15 protein-coding genes are annotated in these 17,957 nt (G+C 61.5%); 1 reads left to right on the plus strand and 14 read right to left on the minus strand.

Annotation, left to right across the window (positions count from 1 at the left end; translation table 11 throughout):
- Positions 1 to 88 precede the first annotated feature (88 nt).
- The 6 genes from N005_RS15530 to N005_RS15555 form a co-directional block, all read right to left on the minus strand.
- Complete coding sequence (locus N005_RS15530; RefSeq protein WP_162843647.1) at positions 89 to 724, minus strand: protein-L-isoaspartate(D-aspartate) O-methyltransferase; 636 nt, start codon at positions 722 to 724, stop codon at positions 89 to 91.
- A 38-nt stretch (positions 725 to 762) separates the two neighbouring features.
- Positions 763 to 1,512, minus strand: a complete 750-nt coding sequence (gene surE / locus N005_RS15535; RefSeq protein ID WP_047701990.1) for a 5'/3'-nucleotidase SurE — start codon at positions 1,510 to 1,512, stop codon at positions 763 to 765.
- Positions 1,500 to 2,558 (minus strand): tRNA pseudouridine(13) synthase TruD, encoded by a 1,059-nt coding sequence (truD, locus tag N005_RS15540; RefSeq protein WP_047701991.1) that lies wholly within the window; start codon positions 2,556 to 2,558, stop codon positions 1,500 to 1,502. Before truD ends, surE begins: the two co-directional genes overlap by 13 nt.
- Positions 2,555 to 3,028 carry a 2-C-methyl-D-erythritol 2,4-cyclodiphosphate synthase gene (ispF, locus tag N005_RS15545; protein ID WP_047701992.1) on the minus strand — a complete coding sequence of 158 codons (474 nt, stop codon included), beginning with the start codon at positions 3,026 to 3,028 and terminating at the stop codon, positions 2,555 to 2,557. Before ispF ends, truD begins: the two co-directional genes overlap by 4 nt.
- A gap of 43 nt (positions 3,029 to 3,071) precedes the next feature.
- The gene (gene fghA, locus N005_RS15550) at positions 3,072 to 3,917 is read right to left on the minus strand and encodes an S-formylglutathione hydrolase (RefSeq protein ID WP_047701993.1); all 846 of its coding nucleotides are present in this window, start codon (positions 3,915 to 3,917) and stop codon (positions 3,072 to 3,074) included.
- Between the two features lie 91 nt (positions 3,918 to 4,008).
- A complete protein-coding gene (locus N005_RS15555) occupies positions 4,009 to 5,121 on the minus strand; it encodes an S-(hydroxymethyl)glutathione dehydrogenase/class III alcohol dehydrogenase (protein ID WP_024779034.1) in 1,113 nt (370 codons plus the stop codon).
- Positions 5,122 to 5,228: 107 nt separating this feature from the next.
- On the opposite strand from N005_RS15555, the gene N005_RS15560 reads away from it, so the two are divergent.
- Positions 5,229 to 6,125 carry a LysR substrate-binding domain-containing protein gene (locus N005_RS15560; RefSeq protein WP_047701994.1) on the plus strand — a complete coding sequence of 299 codons (897 nt, stop codon included), beginning with the start codon at positions 5,229 to 5,231 and terminating at the stop codon, positions 6,123 to 6,125.
- Positions 6,126 to 6,258: 133 nt separating this feature from the next.
- On the opposite strand, the gene ispD is transcribed toward N005_RS15560, so the two are convergent.
- The 8 genes from ispD to dnaE all read right to left on the minus strand — a co-directional run bounded on the left by ispD (position 6,259) and on the right by dnaE (position 17,766).
- Positions 6,259 to 6,966, minus strand: a complete 708-nt coding sequence (ispD, locus tag N005_RS15565) for a 2-C-methyl-D-erythritol 4-phosphate cytidylyltransferase (RefSeq protein ID WP_047701995.1) — start codon at positions 6,964 to 6,966, stop codon at positions 6,259 to 6,261.
- Positions 6,963 to 7,241, minus strand: a complete 279-nt coding sequence (gene ftsB, locus N005_RS15570; protein ID WP_024779031.1) for a cell division protein FtsB — start codon at positions 7,239 to 7,241, stop codon at positions 6,963 to 6,965. The genes ispD and ftsB overlap by 4 nt, the downstream gene beginning before the upstream one ends.
- A 171-nt stretch (positions 7,242 to 7,412) precedes the next feature.
- Positions 7,413 to 8,702 (minus strand): phosphopyruvate hydratase, encoded by a 1,290-nt coding sequence (eno, locus tag N005_RS15575; RefSeq protein WP_047701996.1) that lies wholly within the window; start codon positions 8,700 to 8,702, stop codon positions 7,413 to 7,415.
- A 225-nt stretch (positions 8,703 to 8,927) separates the two neighbouring features.
- Positions 8,928 to 9,773 (minus strand): 3-deoxy-8-phosphooctulonate synthase, encoded by an 846-nt coding sequence (gene kdsA, locus N005_RS15580; RefSeq protein ID WP_041022908.1) that lies wholly within the window; start codon positions 9,771 to 9,773, stop codon positions 8,928 to 8,930.
- Positions 9,774 to 9,777: 4 nt separating this feature from the next.
- Positions 9,778 to 11,409, minus strand: a complete 1,632-nt coding sequence (locus N005_RS15585; RefSeq protein WP_047701997.1) for a CTP synthase — start codon at positions 11,407 to 11,409, stop codon at positions 9,778 to 9,780.
- Between the two features lie 274 nt (positions 11,410 to 11,683).
- Positions 11,684 to 13,012, minus strand: coding sequence for a tRNA lysidine(34) synthetase TilS (gene tilS, locus N005_RS15590; RefSeq protein WP_047701998.1), 1,329 nt, complete (start codon positions 13,010 to 13,012; stop codon positions 11,684 to 11,686).
- A gap of 134 nt (positions 13,013 to 13,146) precedes the next feature.
- Positions 13,147 to 14,094, minus strand: coding sequence for an acetyl-CoA carboxylase carboxyltransferase subunit alpha (locus tag N005_RS15595; protein ID WP_047701999.1), 948 nt, complete (start codon positions 14,092 to 14,094; stop codon positions 13,147 to 13,149).
- A 150-nt stretch (positions 14,095 to 14,244) separates the two neighbouring features.
- Entirely contained in the window at positions 14,245 to 17,766 is a 3,522-nt protein-coding gene (gene dnaE, locus N005_RS15600) for a DNA polymerase III subunit alpha (RefSeq protein ID WP_047702000.1), read from the minus strand.
- Positions 17,767 to 17,957: the final 191 nt, after the last annotated feature.

Raw genomic sequence — 17,957 nt, forward strand, 5'->3', positions numbered from 1 at the left:
GCTCGACGCCATTGGGTCTTGTTCGGCACAGGGGTGCCGCTGTAAGACACAACCCACGCCGTGGAATTCAGCGTCCGTTTATAAATGCTCAGGCCAATGGCCCGTTGAGCAGCGGCACGAACCTTACGGCTCCCAGGACATGGCGGGAAAAGCCGTGTTCTTCACGCACGATCAACATCAACTGCTGAACCTCACCGGAACCCACCGGAATCACCATCCGCCCACCGGGGGCGAGTTGATCCAGCAGGGCCTGGGGCACATCGGTAGCCACCGCGGTGACGATGATGCCGTTATAAGGCGCCAGCGCCGGCCAGCCCTCCCAGCCATCGCCCCAGCGAAACACCACGTTGCGCAGGTTCAGTTCAACCAGGCGTTCCTTGGCGCGATCCTGCAGCACCTTGATCCGCTCCACGGAAAACACCCGCTCCACCAGTTGCGACAGCACTGCCGTCTGGTAGCCCGAACCGGTGCCGATTTCCAGCACCTTGTCCAACGGCCCCGCCTCCAGCAGCAACTCGCTCATGCGGGCCACCATATAAGGCTGGGAAATGGTCTGGTTGTGGCCGATCGGCAACGCCGTGTCTTCGTAGGCGCGATGGGCCAGGGCTTCATCGACGAACAGATGCCGAGGCGTACGGCGAATCACTTCCAGCACCTGCGCATTGGACAGGCCTTCTTCGTAGAGCCGCTGAATCAGTCGCTCCCGGGTACGCTGGGAGGTCATGCCGATCCCCCGGCGCAGCATATCGTCTTGCTCGCGCATCAACGCAGTCCCTCCAGCCAGCCATCGAGGTGTCGAAAGGCATCGTTGAAGGTACGGTCGAGCTGCAACGGGGTGATCGAGACGTAACCCTGCATCACCGCATGGAAATCGGTGCCCGGCCCGCCGTCCTCCGCATCGCCGGCAGCGGCGATCCAGTAGCCGGCCTTGCCTCGCGGGTCGACCACGTGCATGGGCTTGGCGGCGCGGGCACGGTGGCCCAGGCGCGTGAGCTGGATGCCACGGATGTGATCCAAAGGCAGGTTCGGGATATTCACGTTCAGCACCGTGCGCGGCGGCAAGTCCAGTTCGCCATGGGCCTCTACCAGCTTGCGGGCGAAGTAGGCGGCGGTAGGCAAGTTATCGACCTGCCGGGAAACAAACGAAAAGGCAAACGACGGCTGCTCCAGGAAGCGACCTTCCAGGGCGGCGGCGACCGTACCGGAATACAGCACGTCATCCCCCAGGTTCGCGCCCAGGTTGATGCCTGAGACCACCATGTCCGGCTCGCGCTCAAGCAACCCATGGATGCCCAGGTGCACGCAATCGGTCGGGGTGCCATTGAGGCTGATGAAACCGTTATCCAGATAGCAGGGGTGCAACGGACGGTCGAGCGTCAGCGAGCTGCTGGCGCCGCTTTTGTCCTGGTCCGGGGCGATCACCACGCACTCGGCAAAGTCCGCCAGCGCAGCATAAAGCGCGGCAAGACCGGGGGCTGTCACCCCGTCGTCGTTAGAAATCAGAATACGCATGGGCTGTCCGTCTGCCCTACCGGCACCAGATCGACGAGTTCGCGCACCAAGACAGTGGCGAAACATCCGGCCGGCAGGACGAATTCCAGTTGCAGAATGTCAGGCGAGGGATAATGCCACGACAGCCCGCCAATGGGCAGTCGCAGGATGCGACGTTCGTGATTCATTCCCGCATTGACTAACCAATCACGCAAGTCCGCTTCGCCCTCGGCGACGGCCTGTTCCAGATCGTGGATCACGCCCGAGGCCGGTGAAGGGCCTTCACCCCATTGTGGCCCGGTCGGGTGCAGATCGAGGATCGCCAGGCGCGGATCGTTGCATTCGGCCTCACCGGCCGGGAAAAAACTGCGGCTGTCGGTGAAGGCCAGCAAGTCACCCACTTGGGCTTGTTGCCAGGTACCGTCGGCCACCCGCGCCGCCAATACGCGGTTGAACAGGAAACTGCGGGCCGCGGACAACAGCCGCGAACGCACGTTGCGTTGCTCCGGCAAAGCCTTGCGTGCCGCCCAGCCACGGGCGTCGACGACGTTGCCGCCATCATGACCAAAACGCTGGGCGCCGTAATAATTGGGAATACCCTGGCAGACGATCTGTTGCAGGCGCGCGTCGATAGCCGCCGGGTCGCCATTGAACTGGGTCAGGCGCAAGGTGAAACCATTGGCCGAGTGGGCGCCGCGTTGCAGCTTGCGTCTATGGCGCCCGGTCTTGAGGATCTTCAGCGTATCGTTCTCTGCCGCCGACAGGTCCGGATCCGCCTTGCCCGGCAATTGAACACTGAACCATTGCCGGGTCAGGGCCTGACGGTCCTTGAGCCCGGCGTAGCTGACGGTGCGCAGCGGCACGCCGGCAGCCTTGGCAATCCGCCGGGCCGCTTCCTCGGTGTTCAAGCCGCGCTTTTCGACCCAGATCCACAAATGCTCGCCATCGCCGCTCAACGGGATGTCGAGCACTTCATCGACCTGGAAATCTTCGGCAGTGGCCTTGAGCACAGCACTGCCCAGCGACTCGCCATAGGCACGCGGCCCCAACAATTCCAGTTCGGTCATGGTCGCAGCAACAAGGCAACGGAATGGACGGCAATGCCCTCTTCGCGACCGACGAAACCGAGTTTCTCGGTGGTGGTGGCTTTCACGTTCACCTGGTCCAGCTCAACTTGGAGATCTTCGGCAATCAACTGACGCATGGCCTCGATGTGCGGCGCCATTTTCGGCGCCTGGGCGACAATGGTGTTATCGACATTGCCGACCTTCCAGCCCTTGGCGTGGATCAGCGAGACCACATGACGCAGCAGCACACGGCTGTCGACGCTCTTGAATCGGGGATCGGTGTCGGGGAAATGCTTGCCGATATCGCCCAGGGCCGCCGCGCCGAGCAATGCGTCACTCAGGGCGTGCAGCAGGACATCACCATCAGAATGCGCGAGCAGCCCGAAGCCGTGCGCGATACGCACGCCGCCCAGGGTAATAAAGTCGCCTTCAGTGAAACGGTGAACATCGTAGCCGTGGCCAATACGCATAAAAAAACGCCCTGATTTCTGTCAGGGCGTGATTCTACCTGCATTAGGCGTTTAGAGCGCGCGCATGATGTTGCAGATGATCATCAATGAAACTGGCGATGAAGAAGTAACTGTGGTCGTAGCCCGGTTGCAGGCGCAACTCCAGGGGATGACCCGCCGCCTTCGCCGCCTGTTGCAAGGCTTCGGGTTTGAGCTGGTTGGCCAGAAAATCGTCGCGATCGCCCTGGTCCACCAGCAACGGCAGCTTCTCATCAGCCTCGGCAATCAGCGCGCAGGCATCCCATTCACGCCATTTCGAGCGGTCTTCTCCCAGGTAACGGGAGAAAGCTTTCTGACCCCACGGGCAATCCATCGGATTGTTGATCGGCGAAAAGGCCGACACCGAACGGTAACGTCCCGGGTTGCGCAAGGCGCAGACCAGCGCGCCGTGGCCGCCCATGGAGTGACCGCTGATGCTGCGCTTGTCCGACGCCGGAAAATGCGCTTCGACCAACGCCGGCAATTCCTGCACCACGTAGTCGTACATCCGATAGTGCCGCGCCCAGGGTTCCTGGGTGGCGTTCAGGTAGAACCCCGCGCCCAGGCCGAAGTCCCAGGCGTTGTCCGGATCGCCCGGCACGTCGGCGCCACGCGGGCTGGTGTCCGGCGCGACGATGATCAGCCCCAACTCGGCGGCCATGCGCTGGGCGCCGGCCTTCTGCATGAAGTTCTCATCGGTGCAGGTCAGCCCGGACAACCAATACAGCACGGGCAACTTGCCGCCTTGTTCGGCTTGCGGTGGCAGGTACACGGCAAACACCATGTCGCAGCCAAGCACTTCGGAGCGGTGCCGGTAACGCTTGTGCCAGCCGCCGAAGCTTTTCTGGCAGGAAATATTTTCGAGGTTCATAGCTTCACCTCAGCCCCAAGCCGCGAGCCACAAGCTGCAAGAAAGCACCGCGCTTCACTTGCCGCTTGCAGCTTGTAGCGTGCAGCTGCTCTTAAAAATGAATGACAGTACGGATGCTCTTGCCTTCATGCATCAGGTCGAAAGCCTTGTTGATATCTTCCAGGCCCATGGTGTGGGTGATGAAGGTATCCAGCGGGATTTCGCCCTTCTCGGCCATTTCCACGTAGCTGGGCAGCTCGCTGCGACCGCGCACGCCGCCGAACGCCGAACCGCGCCAGACGCGGCCCGTCACCAGTTGGAACGGACGGGTGGCGATTTCCTGGCCGGCACCGGCGACGCCGATGATCACCGACTCGCCCCAACCCTTGTGGCAGCACTCCAGTGCGGCACGCATCAGCTGGACGTTGCCGATGCACTCGAAGGAAAAGTCCACGCCGCCGTCGGTCATGTCGACGATGACCTCCTGGATCGGACGGTCGAAGTCTTTCGGGTTCACGCAATCGGTGGCGCCCAATTGCTTGGCAATCTCGAACTTGGCCGGGTTGATGTCGATGGCGATGATGCGCGATGCCTTGGCCTTCACGGCACCGATCACCGCCGACAGGCCGATACCGCCCAGGCCGAAGATGGCCACGGTGTCACCCGGCTTAACCTTGGCGGTGTTGATCACCGCGCCGATACCGGTAGTGACGCCGCAACCCAGCAGGCAGACCTTTTCCAAGGGGGCTTCCTTCGGGATTTTGGCAACGGAGATTTCCGGCAACACGGTGTACTCGGAGAACGTCGAGGTACCCATGTAGTGGAAAATGGTTTCGCCCTTGTAGGAAAAGCGCGAAGTGCCATCCGGCATCAGGCCTTTGCCCTGCGTGGCGCGAATGGCCTGGCAGAGGTTGGTCTTGCCCGATTTGCAGAATTTGCACTGGCCGCATTCCGGCGTGTACAGCGGGATCACGTGGTCACCCACCGCGACCGACGTTACGCCCTCGCCGATGGCTTCGACGATTGCACCACCCTCGTGGCCGAGGATCGACGGGAAGATACCTTCCGGGTCGGCGCCCGACAGGGTGTATGCGTCAGTATGGCAAACACCGGAAGCCACCACACGCAACAGCACTTCACCCGCCTTGGGCATGGCGACGTCGACTTCAACGATTTCCAGGGGTTTCTTGGCCTCGAAGGCAACGGCAGCGCGCGACTTGATCATCCGGTCTCTCCATCAAATAAAAACAAGACTGGGAGTGTAATCCGCCTCAGGACGATGAATAATCCAATCAAAAGCAAAACATTATTGCCAAACAGGGATAATCCTTCATGTCCGATAACCGCTGGGAAGGGATCGACGAATTCGTCGCGGTAGCCGAGTGCAGCCAATTCACTGCCGCTGCCGAACGCCTCGGGGTTTCCTCCTCTCACATCAGTCGACAAATCGTACGGCTTGAAGAGCGGCTACAGACACGATTGCTGTATCGCAGCACCCGTCGGGTGACCCTGACCGAGGCCGGACAGACCTTTCTGCAGCATTGCCAACGGTTGCAGGATGGCCGTGAGGAAGCACTCCGGGCGGTGGGCGATCTCACCAGCGAACCCAAGGGCATGTTGCGAATGACCTGTGCGGTGGCCTATGGGGAACGGTTCATCGTGCCGCTGGTGACGCGGTTCATGGGGCTTTACCCACAATTGCGGGTAGACATCGAACTGAGCAACCGGCCCCTCGACCTGGTCCACGAAGGGTTGGACCTGGCAATTCGCCTGGGTCGCCTGCAGGACTCACGCCTGATTGCCACGCGCCTCGCACCGCGTCGCATGTACCTGTGCGCTTCGCCGTCTTACCTGGAACGCTATGGCCGGCCCCATAGCTTGTCGGAACTGAGCCGTCATAACTGCCTGATCGGCAGTTCCGACCTCTGGCAACTGGAACAGAACGGGCGGGAATTTTCCCAACGCGTGCAGGGAAACTGGCGTTGCAACAGCGGTCAAGCGGTGCTGGAGGCGGCCCTGCAAGGGGTCGGGTTGTGTCAGTTGCCGGATTACTACGTGCTGGAGCATCTGCACAGCGGCGCGTTGATCTCGCTGTTGGAGGCGCATCAGCCCCCGAATACGGCGGTGTGGGCGCTGTATCCACAGCAACGGCACCTGTCGCCGAAGGTGCGCAAGCTGGTGGACTACTTGAAGGAAGGGTTGGCTGAGCGGCCGGAGTATCGGGGATAAAGCCAGTGTTTCAGGGCCTGGACAATAGCTATCGCGAGCAGGCTCGCTCCCACAGTGGATCTTGGGTGGACACATAATCTGTGTACGACACAAGCCCTTGTGGGAGCGAGCCTGCCCGCGATGGCGATTTCACTCAGTGACGATGAGCCCAACGCTGGCGCAACCACTCCAGGTCTTCGGGCCGGGTGACCTTGATGTTGTCCGACCGCCCTTCGATCAACCGAGGCGCCTGGCCCGCCCACTCCATGGCCGAGGCTTCATCGGTAATCACCGCATCCGCCACCAGGCTGTCGGCCAATGCCCGATGCAAAGCCCCGAGGCGAAACATCTGCGGTGTATAGGCCTGCCAGATCACGCTGCGATCAACGGTTTCCACTACACGACCGTGCTTGTCGACGCGTTTGAGGGTATCGCGCGCCGGAACGGCCAGCAGGCCACCGACCGGATCGTTCGCCAGCTCGCCGAGCAAGGTATCCAGATCGTCCCTGGACAGATTGGGCCGGGCGGCATCATGCACCAGCACCCAATCGTGATCGTCAGCGCCTTGGGCATGCAGGTGCAGCAAGGCATTGAGCACCGAATCCGAACGCTGCGCGCCGCCGTCCACCCGTTGGATGCGGGTGTCGCCGGCACAGGCCAGGGTCGGCCAGTAAGGATCATCGTGTGCAACGCAGACCACCACGCCCTTGACGGTCGGATGATCGAGGAAACAGCCGAGGCTGTGTTCGAGAATTGTGCGCCCGCCCACTTGCAGGTATTGCTTGGGACGGTCCGCGGCCATACGGGCTCCGACGCCCGCGGCAGGAATCACGGCCCAGAAGGCCGGCAATCGGATACTCATTGGGCCAACTGGTAGAGGGTTTCGCCCTCCTTGACCATGCCCAATTCATGGCGAGCCCGCTCTTCAACGGTCTCCATGCCTTTTTTCAATTCCATCACTTCGGCGTCCATCACCCGATTACGCTCCAGCAATGCCTCGTTCTCGGCGTGCTGATCGGCAATCTGCTGTGTCAGGTCGGCCACTTGCGCCAGGCTGCCATTACCCACCCACAGGCGGTACTGCAGGCCGGCCAGCAACAGGAGCAAGACAAGAAACAACCAATTGGGACTGCGCATCGAATATCAGGTATCCAGTGAAAAAAGACCGCCATGCCAAACTTTGCAGCGTCTGATAGCACGAAGCCTGGAAAACCCAGGCTTGTGCTTGATAAGGCATCAGATTAGAGGGAAAACCGCCACCAAGGCGATTTTTCTGCCCTAACCCGCTGTCTTTTTACCATTTACCGCTTAACCGCGAAACTCGCCGCGACCGTTGTACTTGGCCTTGCCATTCAACTGCTCTTCGATACGCAGCAGTTGGTTGTACTTGGAAACACGGTCGGAACGGCACAGCGAACCGGTCTTGATCTGCCCTGCGGCGGTGCCCACGGCCAGGTCGGCGATGGTCGAATCCTCGGTTTCCCCGGAACGGTGGGAGATCACCGCAGTGTAGCCGGCGGCCTTGGCCATCTGGATCGCTTCCAGGGTTTCGGTCAGGGTGCCGATCTGGTTGAACTTGATCAGGATCGAGTTGGCGATCTTCTTGTCGATGCCTTCTTTCAGGATCTTGGTGTTGGTCACGAACAGGTCGTCGCCCACCAGTTGGGTTTTCTCGCCGATCTTGTCGGTGAGGATTTTCCAGCCAGCCCAGTCGGATTCGTCCAGGCCGTCTTCGATGGAGATGATCGGGTAGCGCTCGGTCAGGCCCTTGAGGTAATCGGCAAAACCTTCGGCAGTGAACACCTGGCCTTCGCCGGACAGGTTGTACTTGCCGTCTTCGAAGAACTCGCTGGCAGCGCAGTCCAGGGCCAGGGTCACATCGGTGCCCAGCTTGTAGCCAGCATTGGCCACGGCTTCGGAGATCACTTTCAACGCGTCTTCGTTGGAGGCCAGGTTCGGGGCGAAACCGCCTTCGTCGCCGACAGCGGTGCTCAGGCCACGGGCCTTCAGCACGGCCTTGAGGTGATGGAAAATCTCGGTGCCCATGCGCAGGCCTTCGGAGAAGGACTTGGCGCCAACCGGCTGGACCATGAACTCCTGGATGTCGACGTTGTTGTCGGCATGCTCGCCGCCGTTGATGATGTTCATCATCGGGACCGGCATCGAGTAGACACCCGGCGTACCGTTGAGGTTGGCAATGTGGGCGTACAGCGGCAGGTCCTGGTCCTGGGCGGCAGCCTTGGCGGCGGCCAGGGACACGGCGAGGATCGCGTTGGCGCCCAGGGTGGCTTTGTTCTCGGTACCGTCGAGCTTGATCATGGCCTGGTCGAGGGCCTTCTGGTCGGCAGGATCCTTGCCCAGCAACAGGTCACGGATCGGACCGTTGATGTTGGCAACGGCCTTCAGTACACCCTTGCCCAGGTAACGGCTCTTGTCGCCATCACGCAGCTCCAGCGCTTCGCGCGAGCCAGTGGAAGCACCGGACGGCGCGCAGGCGCTGCCGATGATGCCGTTGTCGAGAAGCACGTCCGCTTCAACAGTGGGGTTGCCACGGGAGTCGAGAACTTCACGACCTTTGATGTCGACGATTTTTGCCATTGTTGTAAACACTCCAAAGTTGACTAGAACGTTGCAGAAAACGTGCTCACACTCAGCTGCGATGCAGCCCAGAGCCTGGATGGGGAGCGCTTCGCGCTCCGGCGGGAGCAAGCTCCCTCGCCACAGGAGCAAGGCTTGACGATGATGGACGCCATCGCGGGCAAGCCATGCTCCCACAAGGAACGGTGCTTTTAATCGAGCGGTACTTTACCGGAGAAAACCGCGTTACGCGGTTTCTATCGTCGGAAAACCCTTGACCAGCTCGTCCAGCGCCTTGAGCTGAGACAGGAAAGGTTCCAGCTTGTTCAGGCGCAGGGCACAAGGGCCGTCGCACTTGGCGTTATCCGGGTCCGGGTGGGCCTCGAGGAACAGGCCCGCCAGGGACTGGCTCATGCCGGCCTTGGCCAGGTCGGTCACCTGGGCACGACGGCCACCGGCGGAGTCGGAACGGCCGCCAGGCATCTGCAGCGCGTGGGTCACGTCGAAGAACACCGGGTACTCGAACTGCTTCATGATGCCGAAGCCGAGCATGTCCACCACCAGGTTGTTGTAGCCGAAGCTCGAACCGCGCTCGCAAAGGATCAACTGGTCATTCCCGGCCTCCTCGCACTTGCTCAGGATGTGTTTCATCTCCTGGGGCGCAAGGAACTGGGCTTTCTTGATGTTGATCACCGCACCAGTCTTGGCCATTGCGACCACGAGGTCGGTCTGGCGCGACAGGAAGGCCGGCAACTGGATGATGTCGCAGACCTCGGCGACGACCGCGGCCTGGTCGGGTTCGTGGACGTCGGTGATGATCGGCACGCCAAAGGCTTGCTTGATGTCCTGGAAGATCCGCATCCCCTCTTCCAGGCCCGGGCCACGGTAAGAGGTCACGGACGAACGGTTGGCCTTGTCGAAGCTGGCCTTGAAGACGTAAGGGATACCCAGTTTCTGGGTAACCTTGACGTACTCTTCGCAGACCTGCATCGCCATGTCGCGGCTTTCCAGCACGTTCATGCCACCGAACAGCACCATGGGCTTGTCGTTGGCAATCTCGATGTCGCCGACGCGAATGATCTTCTGGGCCATCGTCTTATGCCTTTTTCTGGTGTTGAGCCAAAGCGGCCTTCACGAAACCGCTGAACAGCGGATGACCGTCCCGTGGTGTCGAGGTGAACTCGGGGTGGAACTGGCAGGCGACGAACCATGGGTGATCCGGGGACTCGACCACTTCGACCAGCGCGCCGTCACCGGAGCGACCGGAGATCTTCAGGCCGGCTTCGATCAGTTGCGGCAGCAGCTTGTTGTTCACTTCGTAGCGATGACGGTGACGCTCGACGATCACATCCTTGGCGTAGCAATCGTGCACCAGGGAACCGGCTTCGAGCAGGCATTCCTGGGCGCCGAGGCGCATGGTACCGCCCAGGTCGGAGGATTCGCTACGCACTTCCACGGCACCGGTGGCGTCTTCCCACTCGGTGATCAGGCCCACGACCGGATGACCGCTGGCGCGATCGAACTCGGTGGAGTTGGCGTCCTTCCAGCCCATCACGTTACGGGCGAACTCGATGACCGCCACTTGCATGCCCAGGCAGATACCCAGGTACGGCACCTTGTTTTCGCGAGCGTACTGGACAGCGGTGATCTTGCCTTCCACGCCCCGCAGGCCGAAGCCGCCTGGAACGAGAATCGCATCGGCGCCTTCGAGCAGGCCGGTGCCCTGGTTCTCGATATCTTCGGAGTCGATGTAGCGCAGGTTGACCTTGGTGCGGTTGCTGATGCCGGCGTGACTCATCGCTTCGATCAGCGACTTGTAGGCGTCCAGCAGCTCCATGTACTTGCCGACCATGGCGATGGTGACTTCGTGCTCAGGGTTGAGCTTGGCATCGACCACGGCGTCCCATTCGGACAGGTCGGCGCCGGCGCATTGCAGGCCGAAACGCTCGACGACGAAATCGTCCAGGCCCTGGGAGTGCAGGATGCCCGGGATCTTGTAGATGGTGTCGGCGTCTTCGAGGCCGATGACCGCGCGCTCTTCCACGTTGGTGAACTGGGCAATCTTGCGGCGCGAGGAAATATCGATCGGGTGATCGGAGCGGCAGATCAGCACGTCCGGCTGCAGGCCGATGGAGCGCAGTTCCTTGACCGAGTGCTGGGTCGGCTTGGTCTTGGTTTCGCCGGCAGTGGCGATGTACGGCACCAGCGTCAGGTGCATCAGCATCGCGCGCTTGGCGCCGATTTCGAAACGCAACTGGCGGATGGCTTCGAGGAACGGCTGGGACTCGATGTCGCCCACGGTACCGCCGATCTCGACCATCGCCACGTCGGCGTCGCCGGCACCCTTGATGATGCGGCGCTTGATCTCGTCGGTGATGTGGGGGATGACCTGGATGGTCGCGCCCAGGTAATCACCACGACGCTCCTTGCGCAGCACGTGCTCGTAGACGCGGCCGGTGGTGAAGTTGTTGTTCTGGGTCATGGTCGTGCGGATGAACCGCTCGTAGTGGCCCAGGTCCAGGTCGGTCTCGGCGCCGTCGTGGGTGACGAACACTTCGCCGTGCTGGAACGGGCTCATGGTGCCCGGGTCGACGTTGATGTACGGGTCCAGCTTGAGCATGGTGACCTTAAGTCCCCGCGCCTCCAGGATGGCCGCCAATGAAGCCGAGGCAATGCCTTTCCCCAATGAAGAAACAACACCGCCCGTGACGAATATGTAGCGCGTCATGAAAAACCCTAGAAGTCTGCGTTAAAGCGGTCCGAGCCGCCGGGGAAAGCGAAGGAAGGCCGAAGCCCCCGATCACCTGCATTAATCACAGTGCACCTTTCAAAAAAACCGCCGCGTTGGGACAGACCGGAAGACAAATCACCGGTACGTTGCTCGCTACACATTTTTTGGAATCGCCCAGCAAAGACTGCTTGGTAATCGGCAACTCCTGCAATTCAGGCGAATCCACAGAAGTTGTATCAAGAAGGGAGCGTAGTCTACCGGAAAGCCCCTTTCAGCTCAAACCCCGATCTTGCCCTGATGGCTGCCAGTGCAATTGCCAGCTGCCATCAGCGTCGCCGTCGAGCCGCGGAAGATTGGCCACCGCCAGTAATTGCCCATCCCGATACAACAGCGGCAATCGGCCGCGAACGAACGCCGGCAGGCCACTTTCGTTGAGCAAACGCTTGAGATCCCGATGACCACGACCGGACAGCGTCATCACCTCGCCGCCCTGACGATAGCGCACGCAAAGCCGACCGTCGGGGATTTTGCCAGTGAAGGTCACCCGGCCATTACCCGGCAGGTCCAAGGCATCCGTTGCCCGGGGCCATTCGACGCAACCCGAGACCGGTTGCAGCCAAGGCTCGGGTAACCACCAAACCCGCCCGCCGGCCCGGTGCAACTCACCGCCGGCCAGGCGCCAGATCGGTCGGGCATCGTCCGCTGCGTCGCGCAACGAGTCCCAGCCAGCCCAATGGTCGCTGTCGGGCGGCGTCGTCAGGGCCGCCAGCCAGTGGCTCAATGCATTGCGCTGGCGAGCCGCTGACAAGGCCTGCAAAGGCGCCAGCGCCAGGGATGGCAGCCCGAGCCAGTCAAACGTGCCCGGGGACCTGGCGTCGGCCAGATCGATCCGTGCCAATTCATCCAGCAAACCCTGGGCTTCTGTCAGGTGCGCAGCGCTACGGGCCAGGGTCGAGGCAGCCTGGGGCCACTGTTCGGTCAGCACCGGGAAAACCCGCCGGCGCAGGTAATTGCGCGAATACCGATGATCGTTATTGGACGGGTCTTCGACCCAGCTCAAGCCCTGCTGCTTCCCATAGGCTTCCAGTTCCGCGCGGGATACATCGAGCAACGGGCGCAGCAGGCACCCTTGCCCGAGTGGACGCTGCCTCGGCATCGCCGACAAACCCCGCACACCCGCCCCACGCAGCAAACGAAACAGCAGGGTTTCGGCCTGATCGTCGCGGTGCTGGGCTGTCAGCAGCACCTCGTTACCCTGGAGCGCCGCCGCGAAAGCGCCATAGCGCGCCTCTCGGGCGGCCCGCTCGAGACTGGCGCCTGGGCGGACGTGGACCTCAACCACCTGCAGCGGTATCCCCAGCGCCTCACACACCCGGCGACAATGCTCCGGCCAGGCATCGGCCGCAGCCTGGAGGCCGTGGTGGACGTGGATAGCGCTGAGCGGTGGCAATGCATGTGTGTCGGAGAGCGATGCGAGCAGGTGCAGCAGGACGGTGGAGTCGAGACCGCCGGAGAAGGCGATGCGCCAGGCGGGAGCGTTGCGCCAGGGGGAGAGATTCAGCAGAAGCCGGGCTGCAAGATCAATCGTTGGTTGGCTCATATCGATCACCTTGCACAAAACGAATGTGGGAGCGAGCCTGCTCGCGATGGCTGCTTAACATTCAACATATCTGTTGGCTGTTATACCGCAATCGCGAGCAGGCTCGCTCCCACATGGGGTGAAGCAGGTTCAGGTCAGAGACCGTAGCTCATCAGCCGCTCGTAGCGACGGGCCAGCAGCGCGTCGTTGTCGAACTTCTTCAGCATCGACAATTGCGAACTCAGCTCTGCACGAATCAGCGCAGCAGCCGCGGCCGGGTCACGGTGAGCACCGCCCACGGGCTCGTTGATCACTTTGTCCACGATCCCCAGGCCTTTGAGACGCTCAGCGGTGATGCCCATGGCTTCAGCGGCGTCCGGCGCCTTCTCGGCGGTTTTCCACAGGATCGAGGCGCAGCCTTCCGGCGAGATCACCGCGTAGGTGGAGTACTGCAGCATGTTCAATTGGTCGCAGACGCCGATGGCCAATGCTCCACCGGAACCGCCTTCACCGATGACGGTGGCGATGATCGGGGTTTTCAACCGGGCCATGACCCGCAGGTTCCAGGCAATCGCTTCGCTCTGGTTGCGCTCTTCGGCGTCGATGCCCGGGTAGGCGCCCGGGGTGTCGATGAAGGTCAGGATCGGCATCTTGAAACGCTCGGCCATTTCCATCAGGCGGCAGGCCTTGCGGTAGCCTTCCGGACGCGGCATACCGAAGTTGCGGCGGACTTTCTCGCGCACTTCGCGGCCCTTCTGGTGACCGATGACCATCACCGGCTGGTCCTCCAGGCGGGCGACACCGCCGACGATCGCGGCGTCGTCGGAGAAGTGACGGTCGCCGTGCAGTTCGTCGAACTCGGTGAAGATGTGCTCGATGTAGTCCAGGGTGTATGGACGGCGCGGATGACGCGCCAGGCGCGCGATCTGCCAGCTGGTCAGCTTGCCGAAGATGTCTTCGGTCAGCGTGCGGCTCTTGTCCTGCAGACGAGAGATCTCATCGCCGATATTCAGCGAATTGTCATTACCGACCAAGCGCAACTCTTCGATCTTGGCTTGCAGGTCGGCGATCGGCTGTTCGAAATCTAGAAAATTCGGGTTCATAGGCGTCCGTCTTGGGTCGACGTCCAAGAGAGCTTGGGCCGGCCGGTTGTCTATTCGCGCCCTACCTTAAGGGAGAGGCGCGTTCAGGTCGAGATTAAAAATTCGGGTCGCGGTCAGGGACACTCCAAGTCCAGGAGTGGCCCCTGGCCGTCAACGGTATTGGAGGAAGACGTTGTCTTTGCCGAACTGGTCACGCAAGGCTTGAATCAACGCATCTGCCGGATCGATCCGCCAGCCCTCGCCGAACTGCAGGACAGCCTTGGCGTCGGGGCGCACGTACTCCATGGTGATCGGACAGGCACCGCGATGACGCTTGAACAACTCGCCCAGCCAGCGTAGCTGGTCGCCCTTGAGGTCCTGGGTCTGCAACTTCAGGCGCAGGCTTTCGGCCAGGTTGGTCCGCGCATCCTCCATGCTCATCACCCGCTTGACCCGCAACCGCAGGCCGCCGGAGAAGTCATCGTTGCTGACCTCGCCTTCCACCACCACCATCGCGTCGGTCTGCAACAACGATTGTGCCGAGTGGAACGCATCGGCAAACAACGACGCCTCGATGCGCCCGGAGCGGTCGTCGAGGGTGATGAAGCCCATCTTGTCGCCTTTTTTGTTCTTCATCACCCGCAGGGCGATGATCATCCCGGCGACGGTTTGCGTATCGCGAGCCGGCTTCAGGTCGATGATGCGCTGGCGGGCGAAGCGGCGGATCTCGCCTTCGTATTCATCGATCGGGTGACCGGTGAGGTATAGGCCCAAGGTGTCCTTCTCACCCTTGAGGCGTTCCTTGAGGGTCAGCTCCTTGGCCTTGCGATGGTTGCCGTAGACGTCGGCATCTTCCTCGACGAACAGGCCGCCAAACAGGTCGGCGTGGCCGCTGTCATGGGTGCGGGCGGTCTGTTCGGCGGCCTTGATCGCTTCTTCCATGGCCGCCAGCAACACCGCGCGGTTGCGGTCGATGTTGGCCTGGTAGGCCTTGGGCTCGTCATGGAAGTAGGGACCCAGCCGGTCCAGCGCGCCGCTGCGGATCAAGCCGTCGAGGGTGCGCTTGTTGATACGCTTGAGGTCGACCCGAGCACAAAAATCGAACAGATCCTTGAACGGCCCATCCTGGCGGGCCTCGGTGATGGCCTCTACCGGCCCCTCGCCCACGCCCTTGATCGCGCCCAGGCCATAAATGATGCGGCCCTCGTCGTTCACCGTGAACTTGAACTCCGAAGCGTTCACGTCCGGCGCGTCGAGGCGCAGCTTCATGGTCCGCACTTCTTCGATCAGGGTCACGACCTTGTCGGTGTTGTGCATATCCGCCGACAGTACGGCGGCCATGAACGGCGCCGGATAATGCGCCTTCAGCCACGCGGTCTGGTACGACACCAGGCCATAGGCGGCAGAGTGGGATTTGTTGAAGCCGTAGCCGGCGAATTTTTCCACCAGGTCGAAGATGTTACCGGCCAGGTCCGCATCGATGCCGTTGTTCGCACAGCCCTCGATGAAACCGCCGCGCTGCTTGGCCATCTCCTCGGGCTTTTTCTTACCCATCGCCCGACGCAGCATGTCCGCACCGCCGAGGGTGTAACCGGCCATCACCTGGGCAATCTGCATCACCTGTTCCTGATACAGGATGATGCCGTAGGTCGGCGCCAGTACCGGCTTGAGGCCGTCGTACTGGTAATCCGGGTGCGGGTACGCCAACTCGGCGCGACCGTGCTTACGGTTGATGAAGTCGTCCACCATGCCCGATTGCAGCGGGCCCGGACGGAACAGGGCCACCAGTGCGATCAAGTCTTCCAGGCAGTCGGGCTTGAGCTTCTTGATCAGCTCCTTCATGCCACGGGATTCGAGCTGGAACACCGCTGTGGTTTCGGCTTTCTGCAGCAGGCTGTAGGTCGGTTTGTCGTCCAATGGAATGAACGCGATGTCCAGCGGCTCCTCACCGACCTTGGCGCGGTCGCGGTTGATGGTCTTCAGCGCCCAGTCGATGATGGTCAGGGTCCGCAGGCCGAGGAAGTCGAACTTCACCAAGCCCGCCGCCTCGACGTCATCCTTGTCGAACTGGGTGACCAGGCCATCGCCCTCTTCATCGCAATAGATCGGCGAGAAGTCGGTCAACTTGGTCGGCGCGATCACCACGCCACCGGCGTGCTTACCGACGTTACGCACCACGCCTTCGAGCTTGCGGGCCATCTCCCAGATTTCCGCGGCCTCTTCGTCGACCTTGATGAAGTCCCGCAGGATCTCTTCCTGTTCGTAGGCTTTTTCCAGGGTCATGCCGACTTCGAACGGAATCATCTTCGACAGGCGGTCCGCCAGGCCGTAGGACTTGCCCTGCACCCGCGCCACGTCACGCACCACCGCCTTGGCGGCCATGGAACCGAAGGTGATGATCTGGCTCACCGCGTTGCGGCCGTATTTCTCTGCCACGTAGTCGATTACCCGGTCACGACCGTCCATGCAGAAGTCGACGTCGAAGTCGGGCATGGAAACCCGTTCCGGGTTGAGGAAACGTTCGAACAGCAGGTCATATTCCAGCGGGTCGAGGTCGGTGATCTTCTGTACGTAGGCCACCAGCGACCCGGCACCCGATCCACGGCCCGGCCCTACCGGCACGCCGTTGTTCTTGGCCCACTGGATGAAGTCCATCACGATCAGGAAGTAACCGGGGAAGCCCATCTGGATGATGATATCCAGTTCGAAATTCAACCGGTCGACATAGACCTGGCGCTTGGCTTCGTAATCTTCGGTGGTGTCCTTGGGCAGCAGGACGCTGAGGCGCTCTTCGAGGCCGTCGAACGACACCTTGCGGAAATACTCGTCGATGGTCATGCCATCGGGAATCGGGAAGTTGGGCAGGAAGTGCTTGCCCAGCTTCACTTCGATGTTGCAGCGCTTGGCGATCTCGACGGTGTTTTCCAGCGCCTCGGGCAGATCGCTGAACAACTCGGCCATTTCCTCGGCGCTTTTGAGGTATTGCTGGTCGCTGTAGTTCTTGGGCCGGCGCGGATCGTCGAGGGCCCGGCCCTCACCGATGCAGACGCGGGTTTCGTGGGCTTCGAAGTCTTCCTGCTTGATGAAGCGCACGTCGTTGGTCGCTACCAGTGGCGCGCCGATCTTGTCGGCCAGCGCCACGGCCGCGTGCAGGTGCTCTTCGTCATTGGGACGATTGGTGCGCTGCACTTCGATGTAGAAGCGGTCCGGGAATACCGCCATCCAGTCATGGGCCAGCGTCTCGGCTTCCTCGGTGTTGCCACTGAGCAGGGCCAGGCCGATTTCACCTTCCTTGGCCGCCGACAGCATGATCAGGCCTTCGCTGGCCTCGGCCACCCACTCGCGCTCGATGATGATCGAGCCGTTGCGCTGGCCATCGATGAAGCCGCGGGAGATCAACTCGGTCAGGTTGCGGTAACCCACGGCGTTCATCACCAGCAGGCTGATACGGCTCAACGGCGCGTCCGGATCCTTGCTGGACAACCACAGGTCGGCACCGCAGATCGGCTTGATCCCACCACCCATGGCGGTCTTGTAGAACTTGACCAGCGAACACATGTTGTTCTGGTCGGTGACCGCCACGGCAGGCATGTTCATGCCCACCAGGGTCTTGACCAGTGGCTTGATCCGCACCAGACCGTCGACCAGGGAATATTCAGTGTGCAGGCGTAGATGAACGAATGAAGCCGGCATAGTGATCCTGCGTTAAGTCATGAAAACAACAAGGCCCGGATTGTACCGGGCCTTGGGTATGAGTGGCGAATGCCCGTCAGTCGAAATACCGACCTTGTGGGAGCGAGCCTGCTCGCGATAGCGGTAGTTCGGTCAACAATGATGTGAGTAATCGATTGCCATCGCGAGCAGGCTCGCTCCCACATGGAAAA

It is taken from the genome of Pseudomonas mediterranea CFBP 5447, from assembly GCF_000774145.1.
Taxonomy (GTDB): Bacteria; Pseudomonadota; Gammaproteobacteria; order Pseudomonadales; family Pseudomonadaceae; genus Aquipseudomonas; species Aquipseudomonas mediterranea.